The 2,138-nt window shown below is 52.7% G+C and carries 2 protein-coding genes; both read left to right on the forward strand.

Annotation, left to right across the window (positions count from 1 at the left end; all coding sequences use genetic code 11):
- On the forward strand, positions 1-995 hold a 995-nt coding region (locus QA596_12830; protein ID MDG5768336.1), incomplete at its 5' end, for a flagellin.
- 318 nt (positions 996-1,313) lie between these two features.
- Positions 1,314-2,138, forward strand: an 825-nt coding sequence (locus QA596_12835; GenBank protein MDG5768337.1) for a flagellin, incomplete at its 3' end; no start/stop codon positions are given.

Raw genomic sequence — 2,138 nt, forward strand, 5'->3', positions numbered from 1 at the left:
CCAGTTTCGATACCATCATGGACAATCTGATCGAAATGAAAGGTCTGGCTACCCAGGCGGCCAACGATTCCCTCGGCGGCACCGAGCGGGAATACATCGGTGAGCAAATCAAAGCATTGGGAAACGACATAAACGATATTGCCAACCAGACGGTCTTCCAGGACTTCCCCTTGTTGAGTGGGGGAAATGGTGGCCAAACCGATGGCCTTAGTCTTACTTTTCAGGTAGGGGAACGGGCATCCGACACCATTACAGTCGACCTGGCAGCGGTGAATATCAACCAGCTTTTTTCAGGCAGTAATGCTGCCGTGGATGGCACAACATCCTTTGCTACAAAGATAACGCATGCGGATGATTTTGGATTGGAGCCCGGGCAAACTATAACGGGGGGATACAGCACGCGTGGTACGGGAGGTGATGCCATAATTGTTGAATTTAGCGGTTTATCGGTGGAGCACGAAATTACTTCGGATGATTTATTTGACATGACAGTCACCATTAATGAAGAATTTATCAATCCGGAAATCGGAGGATGGGTGACCGGCGAACCCGGGGATTGGGGAATTGAGTGGTTTAATGGGCTTGATTCACCGGCATCAATAACGTTTACAGGTGATAATTATCCCGGGTACACCGTTCACATTGATCCGGCAACAACTGGTGGCGGTAGTGTTAAGCAAGGTGGCGAACTTGACTTTACCGGATGGGATGCTGAAGGATACCGTTCTTTTATTACCGACATTGACAGCGCGATCGACGGCATGTCCGAGCGTGTGAACGACATCGGTATCGCCCAGTCGTCGCTGAGTGTGCGCGAAGTGACCCTTTCGCAGGGCATCAGCGCCAACCAGTCTGCGGTAAGCCGGATCATGGACACCGACTTTGCCAAAGAGCAGAGCGAGTCCGTGCGACTGCAGATTCTGCAGCAGACAGCGACTTCGGCCCTGGCACAAGCCAATATGGGTCCGCAGTCCGTGCTCGGATTCCTCGGATAATCCGACGGATCCAGAAAGCAACTCATTCCTGCCGGCACTGTTATCTCCTGCCGGCGGCCTTCGAAAGCCGGGTGTCACTGCGAAATCCGGCTTTTTTTTTAACCGTACGGGGACAGATCACAATAATCGGCAAAGAAACACCGGTGCTTTTCATCGGCCTTCCATCATTGGACCGGGGTACTGGCCTGGGCTCATTCGACAGCCCCTGAATAATCAAAGTTTTTCTTAAGTACAGAAAAACCGGCACGATAATCTAAACATCTACTGGGAACATGCACACCGATTTTTCCATCTCAACCAACCAAAAGGTAAAAAAACATGTCAAGCTTTGGTGATCTTAACAGAGTGAATACCAATATTCAGTCGTTGGATTCACAGCTTTCGCTGAACCGCATCAACCGCGGTTTGGCCGAAAACCAGCTGCGTATGTCGACCGGTTTGCGGATTAACCGCGCCGAAGACGATGCCGCCGGCTACTCAATTGCAACCAAATTGAACAGCCGTGTCGCGGGCCTGGACCAGGCCCTGCAAAACGTGGGTGACGCGAAGTCCGTTCTGGACATTGCCGAATCCAGTTTCGATACCATCATGGACAGCCTGATCGAAATGAAAGGCCTGGCTACCCAGGCGGCCAACGATACCCTCGGAGACACCGAGCGGGGCTACATTGGCGAGCAGATCAAGGCCCTGGGTAACGATATCAACGAAATCGCCAACCAGACCGTCTTCCAGGACTTCGACCTGCTTAACGGCCAGGCCGGACTTACCGGTTCCAATGCGTTTTCCGGTTCACTGACCCTCACCTTCCAGGTGGGTGAACGTGCTGATGATACGCTCGAAACGAAAATATCCGCCGTAAATGTGAATCAACTCTTTGACCTCGACAGTCTGGACAATACGCCTGCGAACATCTCCGTGAGCACAGGCGGTGCTCCCGGCCAGCAAGGTGAGCTTGTCTTCACCAACGGTGGTACTGCGGCTACCTCCGTCGATTTCCGTGAACTGATTGCCGGAATTGACAACGCGATCGACAGCATGTCCGAGCGAGTCAACGATATCGGTATCGCCCAGTCGTCGCTGAGTGTGCGTGAAGTGACCCTTTCTCAGGGCATCAGCGCCAACCAGTCTGCGGTAAGCCGGATC

This window comes from Balneolales bacterium ANBcel1, assembly GCA_029688905.1.
Taxonomy (GTDB): domain Bacteria; phylum Bacteroidota; class Rhodothermia; order Balneolales; family Natronogracilivirgulaceae; genus SLLW01.